This window comes from Solitalea longa, assembly GCF_002920915.1.
Taxonomy (GTDB): domain Bacteria; phylum Bacteroidota; class Bacteroidia; order Sphingobacteriales; family Sphingobacteriaceae; genus Solitalea; species Solitalea longa.
On sequence record NZ_PQVF01000001.1, the window covers coordinates 253,388 to 269,958 of the forward strand.

The following is a 16,571-nucleotide window of genomic DNA, read 5'->3' on the forward strand; positions in this document are numbered from 1 at the left end:
ATTTTTGCAGTATCTATTCATTGTCTGATATTCGTTATCAACTATTATCAAACTAAATTTATCTATCTTTGTTAATATTAGTGCTTTTGAACTCAATGTTTTAAAGTGTTTTAAGTTAATATGTGGAAAAAAAGGGCCGCTGCGGTTGGAAGATTAATTCTATCTTTTCAATAGTTAAATTCAGCACGATATTTGGGATATATCATTTAAGTGCTTTTTAACGCCTTCGTTCTTTTTAACCTATTGAGGAATATTAAATGTTTGACGACGATTTTGAATTCGACAGCCCTGAAGAGGCGCTCTCTTCGGTTGAACGATATGAGGAGATGATTCGAAATAAAGATCAATACTTTTTTGATGCAGATGCATTTGAAAAAATCATTGATTATTACATCGAAAAGAATGACCCGGTGAAGGCTCTTCAAGTAGTAGAATACGCACTTAGCCAACACCCTTACGCTTCCGGTTTTTTTGTAAAGCAGGCTCAGCTGTTTATTATGACCAATCAAACAGCCAAAGCGTTTAAAATGCTCGAAAAGGCCGAGACCTTGGAGACTTCCAATCCTGACATTTATGTTTTAAGAGGCAATTTGTTGGAAAATCAGGACCGTCACGAGGAAGCCCTTGAGAACTATCAGAAAGCTTTATTGTTTGCGGAAGAAACGGATGAAATATGCTTGCAAATAGCATATGTCTATCAAAATCTTGGGGCCTACGAAAATGCGATCGTTTATTTAAAACGATGCCTCGAAGCTAATATGGAGCATCAGGACGCTTTATATGAACTGGCTTTTTGCTACGATGTTTTGGATAAACAGGAAGAAAGTATCCATTTTTATGAGCAGTACATTGATGAGGAGCCTTATTCATATGCCGCCTGGTATAACCTGGGAAATGCTTATATCAAGCTGGAAATGTATGAAAAAGCCATTGATGCGTATGATTATGCCATTCTGATAAAAGAGAATTTCGCTGCAGCTTATTTTAACAAAGGCAACGCATTGGTTGGTTTGGAACGGTACATGGATGCCATAAATGTTTATCGCCAAACATTTGAATACGAACAACCCGATGCAGAAACCTATTGTTGTATGGGCGAATGTTACGAAAAGCTGGAAATGATGGACGAGGCTCGTTCGTTTTATAAAAAAGCGGTGAAACTTGATGCCCGCCTGGCCGAAGGTTGGTTTGGTATTGGTGTTACACTCGATTTTGAAGAAAGATGGTTTGAATCCCTTCATTTCTATAAAAAAGCTTTGGAGCTTGATAATGCTAATCCGGAGTACTGGTTTGCTTTAGGGGATTCTTACTCAAAGCTTGGCAATGTTGAAGAAGCAGAACAGGCTTATGAAAAGGTAATGGAACTAGCTCCAGATGATATTGAGATTTGGCTTGATTATTCTTCATTGATGTTTGAGGAAGGCAAAAATGAGGAAGCCATCGGTATTCTATCTGAAGGAATAAAGATTAATGCCCAGGCAGCGGAATTGTATTACCGAATGGTTGCCTACTTGTTTGCAAACGGACAATATCAGGAGGCGATCAACTATTTGGAACAAGCCCTGATCTCTGATCCAGAAAAATCTGAATTGTTATTCGAATATCTTCCTCAATTACAAAACAACAAAGTGATTATTGATATCCTCAATCGCTATATTTCGTAATTCGGTTGAGTACAATACAATAAAAAAAATGGTCCCCGGAGTGTTTCTGCTTTTCGGGGATTTGTTTTAAAATGAAGGCTTAATTCTGCATAGGCATTAATAACGCCAATAATTTTACTCACTTTTTTGCGTTTGCAAAATATCTTACTGTTGCATTAAAACATTTGTTATTTTAAACACTTAGGCTTTATTTTGTGGTGCCTAAAAAATGGGAGAGAGCCCATATGGAAATAGTTAATTTGAAATGAATTATACCTTGAAATACGTTCCGGAAAGAGCAGCTAAGCCTCGTGAAAAAGGCATTACCATGGTAATGGATAAAGGATTGAGTGTAAATGAAATTGAAAACTTCCTTTCGGTTTCAGGTAATCACACTGATCTGGTAAAACTTGGATGGGCCACTTCCTTTGTGACTCCTAATCTTCAGGATAAATTAAATGTATATCGCGAAGCCGGAATTCCGGTTTATTTCGGTGGCACCTTGTTCGAAGCTTTTATTATTCGCGGACAATTTGAAGATTATCAGCGACTGCTCGATCGTTATGGAATGGAATACGCCGAAGTTTCCGACGGTTCTATTACCATTCCTCACGATGTAAAATGTGAATTTATTCGCAAACTGAAGAAACAAGTGACCGTAATTTCCGAAGTTGGTTCTAAAGATGACACGGTAATCATTCCTCCTTATAAATGGATTGAATTGATGCAGGCCGAAATAGACGCCGGTTCTTGGAAAGTTATTGCTGAAGCCCGTGAAAGCGGCAATGTCGGTCTTTTCCGTGGAAATGGTGAAGTTCGTTCGGGTCTGGTAGAAGAGATTCTAACCAAGATCCCACAGGAGAATATTATTTGGGAAGCTCCTCAAAAATCGCAGCAAGTATGGTTCGTAAAACTACTTGGCGCCAATGTTAACCTCGGAAATATTGCCCCTGCTGAAGTTATTCCTTTGGAAACAGTTCGTTTGGGTTTACGTGGTGACACCTTTAATCATTTCCTTAAAGATTTCGACATTCCGGTAATGTAAAATCATTACTCAACTTAAAATATTATTGCTGAAGCGATCATTGATAAAATGATCGCTTCAATAGTTTAAGCATCTAAGACTAATTTATCCCTCAATGAAAAAATTTGGACTCATAGGGTTTCCGCTTTCTCACTCCTTCTCAAAAAAATATTTTACCGAAAAGTTTAAAACACTTGGTCTTTCAGATCACCAATATGATTTATATCCAATTGAAACTGCTGATAAGTTGCTGGAAATTGTTAATAATGATCAGGAATTGATCGGCATTAATGTGACCATTCCGCATAAAATTGAAGTAATGCAGTTTTTAAACCGATTAGACGATTCGGCTAAAGGAGTTGGAGCAGTAAATGTGATCAAAATTGAGCGAAACGTGGATCAAGCGGTTTTGACCGGCTACAATTCTGATGTTTATGGTTTTAGAGAGTCCTTACGGCCCTTACTAAAAAGCAATCATAAAAAAGCGCTGATCCTGGGAACTGGCGGCGCTTCAAAAGCGGTTGAATTTGCGTTAAAAGAACTAGGTATTGATTGTCGTTTCGTGTCAAGAATAGGCTCAGATCAAAAACTGGCCTATAGCGCCTTGACAAAGGAGATCATGGCACAATACACTGTAATCGTTAATTGCTCTCCTGTGGGCACCTATCCGAATGTTGATGCTTGTCCTGAATTGCCTTACGAGTATTTAACAGCCGACCATTTATTATTTGATCTGGTTTACAATCCGGAGGTTACCTTGTTCCTTCAAAAGGGCCTTGATACGGGTGCTAGTATTAAAAATGGATTAGAAATGCTCCACTTGCAAGCTGAAAAGGCTTGGAGTATTTGGAATGAATAAATAGATTTTGAAAGTTAGATTTTTGAATGACGAGTTAGGAATTTCGTACAGTCGATTAGACTCCGCATTTTAAAATCGTAATTCGTCCTTCGTACTTTAATTGTACCTTGCAGCCGTTTATTTAATCAATAACAACTTATAAACACCTTAACGTTTTGGGTTTTAAAAATATAATTTCTGCCAGAGTTGGCTTATTTCTTATACTGCCATTTGCATTGTTTTCAGCATGTAAGGAGAATACTTCTACCCCTAAGCCACGAGGGTATCATCGAATAGAGTTCCCCAAAAAAGCATACAAGCATTTCGATGAAGGCTGTAAATACTCTTTTGATATTCCTGTTTATGCAAAAATTACAACCGATAATGCTGCTGGTGCACAACCCTGTTGGCTAAATGTTGAATACCCGCAGTTCAATGGCAAACTTCATTTAAGCTATCATTCCATAAATAATGATAAACAAAAGTTTAATGCATTAGTTGAAGATAGCCGGAGTTTGGTTTTTAAGCATACTATAAAGGCCACAGCTATTGACGAGAGTGTAATAAGAAATGCAGAACGTAAAGTATACGGCACCTATTATACCATTGACGGAAATGCTGCTTCATCAATGCAGTTTTACCTTACTGATAGTACACATCATTTTTTAAGGGCGGCATTGTACTTTAGAACTGAGCCCAGGCTGGACTCTATTCAACCGGTGCTTGATTTTATTAAACAAGACGTTGATGTGATGATAAAAACCTTTAAGTGGAAATAAAACAGCTCTTTTCCAAAGAATAAATTTTAAAATCAATATGATTCAGGTTCATTATTTAACATTCAATCCTTACCAGGAAAACACCTATATACTTTTTGACGAAACAAAAGAGTGCCTGATTATTGATCCAGGTTGTTATAATGCCGGCGAACAGAATGCATTAGTAGAATTTATTAATGCGAACAATTTTAAACCGGTTAAGCTTATCAATACCCATTGTCATATCGACCATGTGTTAGGCAATAAGTTTGTTTTTGATAACTATGGATTAAAGCCGCATTTTCATAAAGAGGAGCAATTTATTCTGGATGCCATTCCGGGGTACGCACCATCAATGGGGATGCATTATGAGCTCTCACCAGCGGCGGAGCATTATTTGGAAGATGGCGAAGTTGTCAGTTTTGGTAATTCAACTCTTGAAAGCATTTTCACTCCAGGCCATTCACCAGGTAGTCTTTCTTTTTACAGTAAAGAGGATCATTTTGTTATTGGTGGCGATGTTTTGTTTTATCAAAGTGTAGGTCGAACTGATTTACCAGGCGGTAATTTCGGAGTATTGAAACAAAGCATTGAGCAGCGATTATTCCCTTTGGGCGACGAAGTAAAGGTTTTCCCAGGTCATGGTCCGGCTACAAGCATCGGATTTGAAAGATTGCATAATCCTTTTTTATAGAAGATGATTACTCCGATTAAAAAAGATTACGCAGATTCGCTAAGGATGAGAATAAAATATTCTTTACTTATTACTCAAAACTAATCACTTAGAACTCGAATGAATCTGGCGCTTTACTTTGCTAAACGATACCTTTTTTCTAAGAAATCAACCAATGCTATCAATATAATTTCGGGCATATCCATGTTCGGGGTGTTAATTGGATCGGCGGCGTTGATCGTTATCCTATCGGTATTTAATGGCTTTGAGGCGCTTGTGCTTTCTCTATATAACCGTTTTACCCCCGATATTAAAATTGAGGTGTTACATGGTAAAACCTTTGATCCAACTACCAGTGCTTTTAAGCAGTTAAAATCAGCTCCTGAAAACCTGTATTATGTAGAAGCGCTGGAGGAAAAAGCGCTTTTACGTTTTGGCAAGAATCAATACATCGCAACGGTGAAGGGTGTTAGTGCTGATTTTTTGAAAACGCATGCATTGGACTCGATGATACTTAGGGGGCAGGCAACGCTTGGAACTGAAAAGGACCCAAGAGCAATAATAGGTAGCGGCGTTGAATACTATCTGTCGATGAATATCGAATCGGATGACCCGCTAACCATTTTTTCTCCCCGAAAAAATATGGGAACCTCCATTGATCCTACAAATGACTTGAACAGGAATGAGATTTATGTTTCGGGCGTATTTCAGATTCAGCAAGATTTCGATTTAAAATATGTACTTGTTCCGCTTTCATACGCACGTATGCAACTGGATGAAAGCCAAAATGTTTCATCTGTAGAGATCTATTTAAAGAATACAGTAAACCTGAATGGCTACAAGAACAAAATAAAGACCCTACTTGGAGATGATTATAAAGTAAGAGATAGGTTTGAGCAAAATGAACTCCTTTATAAGATTCTGAATTCAGAAAAATGGGCAGTTTACCTTATTCTCACATTTGTTTTGGTCATTGCCATCTGTAATATCATCGGTTCATTAACCATGCTGGTAATTGATAAAAAGAAAGACATAGCCATATTGTTTAGCATGGGAGCCAATGAACGCATTGTTCGCTATATTTTCTTGTTTGAAGGGTTATTGATCTCAATGGCAGGTACAGTGGCCGGGCTTGTTCTAGGAGCTGGATTCTGTTATTTACAGCAAAAGTATGGCGTAATTAAACTGGGGCAGTCAGGCACGTTTGTAATGGACAAGTATCCGGTTGAAATGCATTGGCCCGATTTTCTGCTTGTATTTGCCACGGTATTTATCATTTCTTTTATTGCCTCATGGGTGGCATCGCGCTTAAGTGTAAGAAACTTTACAAATGTGAGTCAAGAACTTACAGAGCAATAAACTTATTGAATAACATTCATTAATTTTGGGGCCATTCAATAAACCAGAAGATAATGAAGTCATATTTCATTGGCTCGGGAGCCATAACCCTAGAGCTAATTCAATCAATTATTACCGAGGGGTATCAGCTTGCCTTATCTGAGGAGGCAACCAAAAAAATCATCGATTGTCATAATTACCTTCACGAAAAGATTAAAGTAAGTACGGCGCCAATTTATGGTATAAATACCGGCTTCGGTTCACTGCAAAACGTTTCAATCGACAATGACCAATTGGAAGCTTTGCAAAGCAACTTGCTTAAATCACACGCTTGTGGTACAGGCGATGAGGTTCCTCACGAAATTGTACGGCTAATGCTGTTGCTTAAGATTCAATCGCTAAGTTATGGTCATTCAGGCGTTCAGTTATCAACCGTTCAGCGACTCATTGATTTTTATAATCATGATGTTTTGCCTGTGGTCTTTACACAGGGCTCTCTTGGTGCCTCAGGCGACTTGGCTCCTTTGGCTCATCTTTCATTGCCTTTACTAGGAATTGGTGAAGTGTATGTTCAGGGCAAGCGTAAAGCAGCTTCAGCCATGTTGCAACAGTTTGGCTGGGAGCCGTTACATATGAAAGCGAAAGAGGGCTTGGCATTAATCAACGGAACCCAGTTTATGAGTGCATACGGTGTGCATTGCTTGTTGTTGGCTAAAAAGCTTTCGCATGTGGCTGATGTTGTTGCCGCAACTTCAATCGATGCTTTTGATTGTCGTTTGGATCCGTTTAATGAACTGATTCATCAAATTCGTCCGCATAAGGGACAGTTGGAAACAGCCAAGTTTATATCTGACGTTTTAGCTGGAAGTGAATTAATAAATCAGCCAGGCAAACAAACGCAGGATCCATATTCGTTCCGTTGCGTACCCCAGGTTCACGGCGCTTCAAAAGATGCCTTGAATTATGTTGAATGGGTTTTTATAACTGAAATTAATGCAGTTACCGATAATCCTAATGTGTTTCCGGAAGAAGATCTGATCCTGTCAGGTGGTAATTTCCATGGACAACCTTTGGCGCTTGCGCTCGATTTTCTGTGCATGGCTTTATCTGAATTGGGAAGTATTTCTGAACGAAGAACGTTTCAATTGATTTCAGGTTTGCGAAAGTTGCCGGCATTTTTAATAGCTAAGCCTGGTTTAAATTCCGGATTAATGATTCCTCAATATACAGCAGCTTCAATTGCCAGTCAAAACAAACAATTGTGTACACCGGCCTCGGTTGATTCTATCGTTTCATCTAACGGACAGGAAGATCATGTAAGTATGGGAGCTAATGCGGCTGTTAAGGCTTATAAGGTAGTTCAAAACCTGGTTTCTATTTTAGGGATCGAATGGTTGAATGCTACCCAGGCCCTTGAACTACGTCGTCCGCTGAAGTCTTCTCTTTTTATAGAAAAACTGTTCACTGATTTTCGTGAAGAGGTTGCATTTATTACTGAAGACCGTCAATTGTCGATTGATATTGAAAAATCGAAGCATTTTATTCTCGATTCGATCATACATTAATTTGATAACCTTTATAAAACAGAAAGAGGAGTTCATGTGAGCTCCTCTTTCTGTTTTATAAAGATTTTGTATTTAATACTTATTATGAAGCCAGAATACCAACCATACGTAAAAGGTCTTTATCCATTTTCGAAGTGTCTTTTATGGCTTCATCAAATGGAGTATAGGTGATTCTCTTATCAACCTTGCCCACCATTACTCCTTTTTTGCCATTTAACAAGGCTTCAACGGCATGAAAGCCTAGCTCACTGGCCAGCATTCGGTCGAAACACGAAGGTGAGCCACCGCGCTGTATATGCCCTAAAACCGAAACTTTAGTATCGAAATGAGGGAATTTTTCTTTCACTCTTTCAGCAACAGCAAAAGCCCCTCCTGCTTCGTCACCTTCCGCAACAATAATGATCTTTGCTGATTTTCTACGACCTTTTTCTAAACGGTCATAAAGTCTTTCCAGGTCAAATTTCACCTCAGGCAATAAGATGGCTTCAGCACCTGCTCCAATTCCTGTCGCCAAGGCAATTTGTCCGGAGTCACGGCCCATTACCTCTACAAAGAATAAGCGGTCATGTGATTCAGCAGTATCACGTATTGCATCAACGGCCTTTATTACAGTATTTATTGCTGTATCATAACCGAGGGTAAAGTCAGTTCCTAACAAGTCATTGTCAATCGTTCCGGGAGTTCCAATCGAGGGTATGCCGAATTCTTTTTCAAAAATGGAGGCACCGGTAAAAGTTCCATTTCCTCCAATAGCTACCAACGCTTCAATTCCTGCGGCCTTAAGCTGTTCATACGCTTTTTTACGACCCTCAGCCGTCATGAAATCCTTGCTTCTGGCGGTCTTTAAAATCGTTCCTCCACGTTGAATAATATTTGCGACCGATTGGGTTTCTAAAGGAACAAATTCACCGTTAATCATTCCTTCATAACCACGCATAATTCCAACAACTTCTATATTATGATAGATGGCAGTTCTGACAACTGCCCGTACACATGCATTCATGCCAGGAGCATCACCTCCTGATGTAAAAACACCTATTTTTTTAATCATCGCCTGATTTTTTATAATGTTTGCCAATTTACTGACAAAAATATCAACTGTTGTTAAACAGAGGCACAAATTTATATAAATTTTAAAATTGCCTAAACGAAGTACAGATGCTAATACGATGGCCAAATCAATAAAAACAAAAGCCTTCCAATTCTTCATCGGAAGGCTTTTGCCTGTTATAATTTGATATTTTTTATTTCATGCTTAGTTTTTGATTTTGAAAAGCTTCTTTACCGCTATCAAGGAAACGAATATAGTTCTCAATATTAGGATTATAAGCCTGAGGATTTACTAGCACTTTACCATCGTGATCCATCAATACATAGTATGGCTGTGAGTTGGTATTGAAAGAACTTGCCTGAAGATCACTCCATTTCTTACCTACTGTGGTGATCTTTTTACCTGTAGCCTTAGAAACGAATTGTTCGTTTGCTGGTAATTCAGTTTTATCGTCCACGTAAAGAGAGATCAATACATAGTCGTCTTTTAAGCGTTTTAAAACGTCAGGATTTGACCAAACATTAGCTTCCATTTTACGGCAGTTAACGCAAGAGTGGCCTGTAAAGTCAATGAACACAGGTTTTCCTGTCTTTTTTGCTTGTTCCATACCTTCTTCATAATCAAAGAAAGCATCGATGCCATGTGGCGCATGGAAAAGGCCGGCATATTTTTTAGCAGAATGGGCTGGAGCTTCGCTATTGCCTGAATTTGGGGCTAAAACAAAATCCTGAGTTCCCATTGGAGGAGCAAAGGCGCTGATCGCTTTAAGAGGCGCACCTTCTAGTCCAGGCAACATGTATACAGCAAATGCAAACGAAAATATTGCTAAAAATAAACGAGGAGTTGAAATATGTTTTAAATCACTGTCGTGTGAAAATTTCAGTTTACCTAGTAAATAGAATCCAAGCATAGTGAAAATTACAATCCATAATACAAGGAATACTTCACGGTCAAGAATACCCCAATGGTATGCTAAATCAACATTCGACAAGAATTTTAAAGCAAAAGCCAATTCAATAAAACCTAACACAACTTTTACCGAGTTTAACCAACCACCTGATTTAGGCAGGTTTTGCAGCCAACTTGGGAAAATGGCGAAAAGTGTAAAAGGAATAGCTAATGCAGTAGAGAAACCTAACATTCCCATAGCAGGGCCTAAGTATTCACCTTTTCTGGCGGCTTCTACCAACAAGTTACCAATTAGAGGTCCGGTACAAGAGAAAGAAGCTAATGCCAAGGCTAAAGCCATGAAAAATATACCGATGAATCCACCTTTATCTGCTTTCTCATCGGCTTTGGTAGCCCATGAACTTGGTAATGTAATTTCAAATGCACCAAAGAACGATGCAGCGAAAACTACAAGTACCACAAAAAAGATAAGGTTGGCAATTGCGTTACTTGCTAAGTTGTTTAAGGCGTCTTCACCTAAAGTAATGGTAATGCCTAAGCCAAAAATTACGTATATGCCGATAATTGCTAATCCAAAACTAATGGCTTTACGGATACCTGCAGAACGAGAAGGACTGCGTTTGGTAAAGAAACTAACTGTTAATGGAATCATCGGGAAGATACATGGCATTAACAAGGCCACAAATCCGAAAAGAAAACCTTCAATGAAAATACCCCAGGTTGAACCTGATTTTACTTCAGCTTGTGGCGTGTTAGTATCTGCAATTGAAGCCGCTACAGTAGCATTGCTTGTATCAGTTTTCACTGTATCAACTGTAACTGCCGCACTTGTAGTTTGCGGAGTAACTGCTGTTGTAGTATCTGTAGGTGCTTTAGGTTTATTTTGATTTGCATCAGGTGCAGTGGCTGGAACAGCTACAGCTGCTTGTGGTGTTCCTGTTGCAGTAATGTTAAACTCTACTTCTTCAGGAGGTAAACACTGTTTGTCGTTACAAACCATGTACTCAAGTGTTCCGCTAATTTTAGCAGATGGAACTTTCAATCGTACTTTTTGTTCAAATACAGCTTTCCCTTCAAAATAGATAACCTGCATTTCAAAGGTAGGATCCTGAACTTTATGTGGAGTTGATTTTTCATCAACTTTACCAATTAACTCATAATCTTTTGATGGTTTAAATTTAAAACTGGTTGGATTTGGACCACCTTCTTCAATAAACTGTGAATACATGTGCCAGTTGCCATCAATTTTGGCAGATAAAATCAACACCGCTTCGTCGCCCTTCAGGGTTTTGCTCGAGAACTGCCATGATACAGGGTTCTCAATCTGAGCAAATGTTGTTAAGCTTCCCAATAGCATTAACAACAAAAACATTCCTCTCTTCATTTAAATCTTGATTGATAAGTTTTAGGTTAAACCGAAAAATAATTCGACCCCAAAAATAGAAAAATAAATTTGTCTAATTGTAAGATTATTATTACTTTATGAATTCGACCTCCTTAAAAGAAAATTCCTTAACTCCTTCATTACTTTTTATTTGCAGTTGCCCATTAGGATTAACTCCAATAATTTCACCATAAAAAAACTCACCGTTTGCCCGGTACAAATCAACCGTGTTTAATCGATATAATATATTGAGATAATCGTTGTTTATCTTTTCTGATTTTCCCGACTTTAGTTGCAAGTACCTCGCTTCAAGAAATACGCAAAGTGCATTCAAACAGTTTTTTAAATCGAATTCAGTTTGTTGAATCTGGAGGAAAGAAGTTGCATTTGGAGCGCCGTTAAAGTTTTGCTGGTTTATGTTTAAACCTATGCCAATGACTGATTGTTTTAATTGAGCCCCTAATAAAAAGTTTTCAATTAGAATTCCGCCAAGTTTGTTGTCATCCCAATAAATATCGTTTGGCCATTTTATTTTAACTTTGTTACCCAGAAAATGATTTACAAAATCTGCCACACCCAGGCTTACCACTTTATTCAAATCAAATTGCTTAATTGCAGGTAAAAAATTGGGGCAGAGTAAAATGCTAACGGTTAAATTTTTACCTGGTTCCGATATCCATTTATTGTTTATTTGTCCACGACCGCTAAATTGGTTTTCTGCCATAATAACAGTGCCCTCGGGCTGTGGCGTGGAATTTGTGAGTAAATCTTTTAAATAATTATTGGTCGAATCAACTTCACTAAGTGCAACAAGATTTTGACCTATAAATAATGCAGAATTAGTAGTAAATTGCATTTATTGAGTATTAAACGAAGTTTATAAATTTTCAAAGTTAGGTTTTTGAATGGTAAAAAACAGAAGAACTGACGAATCCCAATTGATTTCAGATATTATCATTCATGGTATTCAGGAGAAAAAAGGAAATGATATTGTAAGGCTCGACCTCCGTAATATTCATAGTTCAGTAACCGATTACTTCATTATTTGCGATGCCGAATCCAGCACTCAGGTAAGAGCCATCGCCAATTCGGTTGAAGCTGAAGTATATAAGGCCCTTAAAGAAGAACCCTGGAGAAAAGAAGGCTTAGATCACTGCGAGTGGGTGCTGCTCGACTTCGTAAATGTTGTGGTGCACATTTTTAAGAAAGACAAGCGCTTATATTATGGTGTAGAGGAATTGTGGGGCGACGCGGAAATCAAAAACTATCAAAGCGCTTAAATCAAAACAAAACATTTAACCTGCGGGTTATTAATCTAATAATCAGAACTTTAATGAGAGAAAACAATTCCGAACCTAAAAACTCGCGAGATAAAATGCCTAAAAAAATCCTTCCAAAGCCACCTAAGTTCAGTGGCCTGTGGATTTACGGAACTATTTTGGCCTTAATAATTGGATTTAACCTGTTTTATTCAGGCTCTTCTCCGGTAAAAACTACCTATGAGGATTTTGAAACCAAAATGTTAAAGGCGCACGACGTTGAATACGTGAACGTTTATAAAAATGGCGAGGCGTACGAGTTTTATGTGTATATCAAAAAAGATCGTTTAGAATCAGAAAAATATAAGGAAGTAAATGGTAAAGGAACCTGGGGCTCTAACTCTGGGCCACATTACATGTTTACCAGCTTCGATTATAAGGCGATTCGCGATAAAATAACTGCCGCTGAAAAAGGTTGGCCACAAAATGAACTTATTAAGATTGAAGATAAACAGAAGCAGGAAAACGTTTTCTTAACCTTCCTTATTCAATGGATCTTGCCAATAGCTTTGGTGGCTGTTTTCTGGATCTTCATCATGCGCCGGATGACCGGTGGTGGCGGAGGCCCTGGTGGACAGATTTTTAACATCGGCAAATCAAAAGCAACCTTATTTGATAAAGAATCTCAGGTAAATATCACCTTTAATGATGTTGCGGGCTTAGAAGAAGCGAAACTTGAGGTAATGGAAGTTGTTGATTTCCTGAAATATCCGAAGAAATATACCAGCCTTGGCGGTAAAATTCCTAAGGGTGTTTTATTAGTAGGCCCTCCGGGAACAGGTAAAACCTTGTTAGCGAAAGCCGTTGCCGGTGAAGCACAAGTGCCTTTCTTTTCCCTTTCAGGCTCCGACTTTGTTGAAATGTTTGTAGGGGTGGGAGCATCACGTGTTCGTGACTTGTTCCGCCAGGCCCGAGATAAAGCTCCATGTATTATTTTTATTGATGAGATTGATGCCATTGGCCGTGCTCGTGGTAAAAACCAAATCATGGGAGGCAATGATGAGCGTGAAAATACATTGAATGCACTTTTAGTTGAAATGGATGGTTTTGCTACCGATTCAGGGGTAATTATTATGGCGGCCACTAACCGTCCAGATGTACTTGACTCGGCATTGTTGCGTCCAGGCCGTTTCGACAGGCAGATTTCAATTGACAAACCTGATTTAAATGGTCGCGAGGAGATTTTCAAAGTCCACTTAAAACCATTGAAATTAGCTCCTGATGTTGATCCTAAAAAACTTTCGGCTCAAACGCCTGGTTTTGCCGGTGCTGAAATTATGAACGTTTGTAACGAAGCAGCCCTAATAGCAGCCAGAAGGAATAAGAAAGAAATCGATATGAAAGATTTCCAGGATGCAATTGATCGTGTAATTGGTGGTTTAGAGAAAAAGAACAAAATCATTTCTCCTGAAGAAAAAAGGATTGTTGCTTATCACGAAGCTGGTCACGCTATTGCAGGTTGGTTCCTTGAACACGCTGATCCATTAGTAAAGGTTTCCATCGTTCCTCGTGGCGTTGCAGCTTTAGGTTATGCACAGTATCTGCCAAAAGAGCAGTATTTATATACCACCGAGCAGTTAGTTGACGGCATGTGTATGACAATGGGTGGTCGTGTGGCAGAAGATATTATTTTCGGAAAAATTTCGACCGGTGCCCAGAATGACCTTGAACGTATTACCAAATTGTCTTATGCAATGGTGACGATTTATGGTATGAATGATAAGGTGGGTAATGTTTCTTTTAATGATCAGCAGGGTGAATATAGTGGATTCACTAAACCATATTCAGAGAAAACCTCAGAGTTAATAGATCATGAAGTACGTTCATTGATTAACGACATTTATATACGTACCAAAGAACTATTAATAGAAAATCGCAATGGTTTAGAGGCATTGGCGCAAAAATTATTGGAAAAGGAAATTCTGTTCCAGTCTGATTTGGAAGAAATCTTAGGGAAGCGTCCATTTGATAGCCGTACCACTTATGATGAATTTGTTAACGGGGGATCTCAGAACGGTGCTGAACATCCATTAGCTGAAGGCAATCAGAGTTTACCCATTGAGGTAACCACTGTTCAGGAAAAGGAAGAAAACGTTTAATGTTTTCTGAAAAAAGTATAAATTGAATTAAACGTCCGGAATTTTTCGGACGTTTTTTCTGGAAGTATAATCTAAGAAATGCGTCAAGATAATTTTTCTATTTTTACATTATGAAAAAGGCGGCTATTACTCCACGTGAACTGATGCTGAAAAACATTCGTAAGGCATTACTTGAGAAACGGGATAATCCTTATCCTAATTATGAAGATTCTCCCTTGTATCCGCCCAACCATGAATTATTGGAATTGATTTTTGCGGAGGAGCTGAATAAAGTAGCCGGTAAGTTTTTGTTTTGCGAAGATGAGATTCATTTTATCGAAAACATTATTGCCCTTGCAGAAGAAAAAGACTGGCTGAAGATCATTTGCTGGGATAGCAAACTACAGCAATTGCTGCGCAAATATGATTATCCTTTTATTGCTGATGATGAGAATTTTGTAAATGCAGAAGTAGGTATAACCACCTGTGAAGCATTAATTGCCCGTAATGGCAGCGTATTGGTTTCGAGTGCGCAACAAAGTGGTCGCCGGTTAAGTGTTTATCCGCATACCCACATTGTTTTGGCTTATACCTCGCAGTTAGTAATGGATTTGAAAGATGGCTTCTCTTTGTTGAAGGAAAAATATGAAGAGCGATTACCTTCGAATATTACGGTAATAACAGGTCCAAGCCGCACTGCGGACATTGAAAAGACATTAGTGCTTGGAGCTCATGGCCCTAAAGACCTATATGTTTTCCTTATCGATGATTTAGATCCGGAATTTAAAACTTTTAGCAACCAGGTAGAACTCGACCTATAAGAGAAAGCTTACCTCGGAAAAAAAGCATCTTCAATATGATGCACTTGGTAACTCAGTCCATCTTTGCTAAAAGTAACGGAAACAATGTCGAACCGACATTCGCCGGTATGGCCTTGCCGATAAATAAACTCTTCGGCTGCGAGCGCAAACAATTTCTCTTTTTGGCTTGTTACAAATTCTTCGGGATTGCCAAAGAAGTTGCCCGTTCGGGTTTTTACTTCAATAAACACTAAATCATTCTTTTTTTGAACAATTAAATCAATCTCGGCATGCTGGTACCGCCAGTTATTGGCAATAATTTCATATCCATTGACTTTAAGGTGTTCGAGGGCGATTTGCTCACCTCTTTTGCCAAGATCAGTGTGTTGAGCCATAGGTAGGAATGTAGGTTGTTGCATTAAGTTAGGAGTTTTAAACTATTTTTGCACCATTAAAAATATCGTTTAGTAAACGAAACACTAAGTTCGAATGAAACAAGTTCAATTTATAGATTGGGGACTCATTGACTATAAAGAGGCCTGGGATAGGCAGGAAGAGATCTTTTCTGAAACCGTTCGCATTAAAACAGAAAACAGGGATAATTTAAACGGTGACCAAAGACAAACGAGTGATTATCTGATTTTTTGTGAACACCCGCATGTTTATACTTTAGGGAAAAGTGGGAAACCGGAACATTTGTTACTGGACGAAAAGGGTTTAGAAGAAAAGCATGCTAACTATTATAAAATTAACCGGGGGGGAGATATAACTTATCACGGACCGGGACAGATTGTTGGCTATCCGATTTTAGATTTAGATCACTTCTTTACCGACATACATAAATACCTGCGTTTTTTGGAGGAGGCTATTATCCTTACTTTAAAAGAATATGGTATAGTGGCTGGTCGCTCCGAAGGTCAGACTGGAGTTTGGCTTGATGGCGATAATCCCTGGACCGCTCGTAAAATTTGTGCCATGGGTGTTCGTTGCAGTCGTTGGGTAACCATGCATGGCTTTGCTTTTAATGTAAACGCTGATTTAAACTATTTCGGAAACATTGTGCCTTGCGGTATAGCGGATAAAGCTGTTACTTCTCTAAATAAAGAATTAGGCAGAGATGTAGACATTAACGATGTTAAAGAAATACTGAAGTCCAAGATTTGTGAGCTTTTTGAAATGGAGTTGATTTAA

At 38.5% G+C, this 16,571-nt stretch carries 15 protein-coding genes; 11 read left to right on the plus strand and 4 right to left on the minus strand.

What is annotated here, in order from left to right; translation table 11 throughout:
* Positions 1 to 257: 257 nt before the first annotated feature.
* The 7 genes from C3K47_RS01195 (at position 258) to hutH (ending at position 7,839) form a co-directional block, all read left to right on the plus strand.
* Complete coding sequence (locus tag C3K47_RS01195; protein WP_103787245.1) at positions 258 to 1,664, plus strand: tetratricopeptide repeat protein; 1,407 nt, start codon at positions 258 to 260, stop codon at positions 1,662 to 1,664.
* 244 nt (positions 1,665 to 1,908) lie between these two features.
* Positions 1,909 to 2,688, plus strand: a complete 780-nt coding sequence (locus C3K47_RS01200) for a phosphosulfolactate synthase (protein WP_103787246.1) — start codon at positions 1,909 to 1,911, stop codon at positions 2,686 to 2,688.
* 94 nt (positions 2,689 to 2,782) lie between these two features.
* Positions 2,783 to 3,526: a shikimate dehydrogenase family protein gene (locus C3K47_RS01205; protein ID WP_103787247.1), complete on the plus strand. Its 744-nt coding sequence runs from the start codon at positions 2,783 to 2,785 to the stop codon at positions 3,524 to 3,526.
* 155 nt (positions 3,527 to 3,681) lie between these two features.
* Positions 3,682 to 4,284, plus strand: a complete 603-nt coding sequence (gene gldD / locus C3K47_RS01210; RefSeq protein WP_103787248.1) for a gliding motility lipoprotein GldD — start codon at positions 3,682 to 3,684, stop codon at positions 4,282 to 4,284.
* Between the two features lie 37 nt (positions 4,285 to 4,321).
* The gene (locus C3K47_RS01215) at positions 4,322 to 4,957 is read left to right on the plus strand and encodes an MBL fold metallo-hydrolase (RefSeq protein WP_103787249.1); all 636 of its coding nucleotides are present in this window, start codon (positions 4,322 to 4,324) and stop codon (positions 4,955 to 4,957) included.
* A gap of 99 nt (positions 4,958 to 5,056) precedes the next feature.
* Entirely contained in the window at positions 5,057 to 6,295 is a 1,239-nt protein-coding gene (locus tag C3K47_RS01220) for an FtsX-like permease family protein (RefSeq protein WP_103787250.1), read from the plus strand.
* 53 nt (positions 6,296 to 6,348) lie between these two features.
* Positions 6,349 to 7,839: a histidine ammonia-lyase gene (gene hutH, locus C3K47_RS01225; RefSeq protein WP_103787251.1), complete on the plus strand. Its 1,491-nt coding sequence runs from the start codon at positions 6,349 to 6,351 to the stop codon at positions 7,837 to 7,839.
* 82 nt (positions 7,840 to 7,921) lie between these two features.
* Here the strand turns inward: hutH and pfkA are convergent, their stop codons facing one another.
* The 3 genes from pfkA to C3K47_RS01240 all read right to left on the minus strand — a co-directional run bounded on the left by pfkA (position 7,922) and on the right by C3K47_RS01240 (position 12,039).
* Positions 7,922 to 8,890, minus strand: a complete 969-nt coding sequence (gene pfkA / locus C3K47_RS01230; RefSeq protein ID WP_103787504.1) for a 6-phosphofructokinase — start codon at positions 8,888 to 8,890, stop codon at positions 7,922 to 7,924.
* 193 nt (positions 8,891 to 9,083) lie between these two features.
* Complete coding sequence (locus C3K47_RS01235) at positions 9,084 to 11,183, minus strand: protein-disulfide reductase DsbD family protein (RefSeq protein WP_103787252.1); 2,100 nt, start codon at positions 11,181 to 11,183, stop codon at positions 9,084 to 9,086.
* Positions 11,184 to 11,274: 91 nt separating this feature from the next.
* Entirely contained in the window at positions 11,275 to 12,039 is a 765-nt protein-coding gene (locus tag C3K47_RS01240) for a biotin--[acetyl-CoA-carboxylase] ligase (protein ID WP_103787253.1), read from the minus strand.
* Between the two features lie 49 nt (positions 12,040 to 12,088).
* Between C3K47_RS01240 and rsfS the strand changes: the two genes are divergently transcribed.
* The 3 genes from rsfS to C3K47_RS01255 all read left to right on the plus strand — a co-directional run bounded on the left by rsfS (position 12,089) and on the right by C3K47_RS01255 (position 15,401).
* Positions 12,089 to 12,463, plus strand: a complete 375-nt coding sequence (rsfS, locus tag C3K47_RS01245; RefSeq protein WP_103787254.1) for a ribosome silencing factor — start codon at positions 12,089 to 12,091, stop codon at positions 12,461 to 12,463.
* A gap of 53 nt (positions 12,464 to 12,516) precedes the next feature.
* Positions 12,517 to 14,601 (plus strand): ATP-dependent zinc metalloprotease FtsH, encoded by a 2,085-nt coding sequence (gene ftsH / locus C3K47_RS01250; protein ID WP_103787255.1) that lies wholly within the window; start codon positions 12,517 to 12,519, stop codon positions 14,599 to 14,601.
* 110 nt (positions 14,602 to 14,711) lie between these two features.
* A complete protein-coding gene (locus C3K47_RS01255) occupies positions 14,712 to 15,401 on the plus strand; it encodes a LutC/YkgG family protein (RefSeq protein ID WP_103787256.1) in 690 nt (229 codons plus the stop codon).
* A gap of 8 nt (positions 15,402 to 15,409) precedes the next feature.
* On the opposite strand, the gene C3K47_RS01260 is transcribed toward C3K47_RS01255, so the two are convergent.
* Complete coding sequence (locus C3K47_RS01260; protein ID WP_243392473.1) at positions 15,410 to 15,799, minus strand: YraN family protein; 390 nt, start codon at positions 15,797 to 15,799, stop codon at positions 15,410 to 15,412.
* Between the two features lie 70 nt (positions 15,800 to 15,869).
* Here C3K47_RS01260 and lipB point away from each other — a divergent pair, with 70 nt between their 5' ends.
* Positions 15,870 to 16,571: a lipoyl(octanoyl) transferase LipB gene (lipB, locus tag C3K47_RS01265; protein WP_103787257.1), complete on the plus strand. Its 702-nt coding sequence runs from the start codon at positions 15,870 to 15,872 to the stop codon at positions 16,569 to 16,571.